General features: G+C 26.8%; 2 protein-coding genes. Both read left to right on the top strand.

Annotation, left to right across the window (positions count from 1 at the left end; all coding sequences use genetic code 11):
- Positions 1 to 739: phage tail protein (locus tag CQA75_RS08865; protein ID WP_171000108.1), on the top strand; the 739-nt coding region annotated here is incomplete at its 5' end.
- Between the two features lie 8 nt (positions 740 to 747).
- The gene (locus tag CQA75_RS08870) at positions 748 to 1,242 is read left to right on the top strand and encodes a DUF4376 domain-containing protein (protein ID WP_137624595.1); all 495 of its coding nucleotides are present in this window, start codon (positions 748 to 750) and stop codon (positions 1,240 to 1,242) included.
- Positions 1,243 to 1,301: the final 59 nt, after the last annotated feature.

Here is a 1,301-nt window from a genome sequence, read left to right on the forward strand (position 1 = left end):
TATGATAAAAATTGTCATGGAGCTTTCTAATGCAGAAGAAGTGATTTTAAAACTAGATCCAAGTGTGATTATGGCAAGTCGTGATTATGTGGATGCTATAAAGATAGAATTAAAACTTGAAATTGAAGCTTTAATACAACAATATAATGATGCATTTAAACGAGTATGGGATGAGTTTTCTAAATATCTTTTAGAAAGTAAATTTAACACAGAAATTGCTAAATATGTCACTTTATCTACAGATCAAAACATTGATGGAGTTAAAAATTTTACCAAATTACCTACAAGTAATTTACAAGCAAGCAAAGATGATGAATTGGTAAATTTAGCTACTTTGAAAAAAAATAAACTTGATTTAAAAAATCCAGAACTTTTATCTTTAATAGGTTTTAATGTATATATTAATGGAACTTCTTTATTTAAAACTCATTCCATGTCAAATAATGTAATATATACAAATACAACTGGTTTTAAAACTCCTCTTAGAATAACAACTTCAAAATTTTCTCTTTCGGGTATAGGTGGCGATGGTAGTCTTAATATATATATTAATAATTCTTTAGTTAAAAAAATATCTTCTATTTATGAATCAGGTGTAGGAGATGGTAAAGGAAGTTCATATATTCCTTCAACAGATTATATACATATATTAAACCCTAATGATACCTACAAAATAGTATTAAATGACTTATATGCAAATAAAATAACACCTACAGCACAATTTTTAAATATTATATAGGAGAAAAAATGAAATATTTTATAGATAAAAATAAACAAATTTATGCTTATGAAGATGAAGCAACAGATAAGCAAATCAAAGAAGGATTGACTCCAATTAGCGAAGAAGAATTTAACGCTTTAATAAATCCTCCTAAAAGCAAAGAAGAACTTTTAAATGAGGCAAAAGAGTTAAAAATCAATGAAATCAATAAAACCAAAGAAAAGGTTTTAAATGGTGGATTTTCATTTGAAGGTAAAATCTATCAAAGTTCTAATGAAGATCAGCTAAGAATTAATGGGGCAGTAACTAATGCTCTTGTTAATCCTAATTTAATTCCTTATATTGATTGGATAGCGCTTGATAATACAACTACAAGATTTAGTGTGGAAGAGTTTAAACTCTTTGCAAGTAGCATGGCTTATTTTATTCAGCAAACCATTTTTAAAGCAAAAGACTTAAAAGAAAAAATTAGAAACGCCATTTCTTTGGAAGAATTAAACTCAATTACATGGGAGGATTAAAAATGACTAAAACAGAGCTAAAAAGAGTATGCGTAAAACCTTTTGATAAAGACAGGTTT

It is taken from the genome of Campylobacter taeniopygiae (genome assembly GCF_005406225.1).
Lineage (GTDB): Bacteria > Campylobacterota > Campylobacteria > Campylobacterales > Campylobacteraceae > Campylobacter_D > Campylobacter_D taeniopygiae.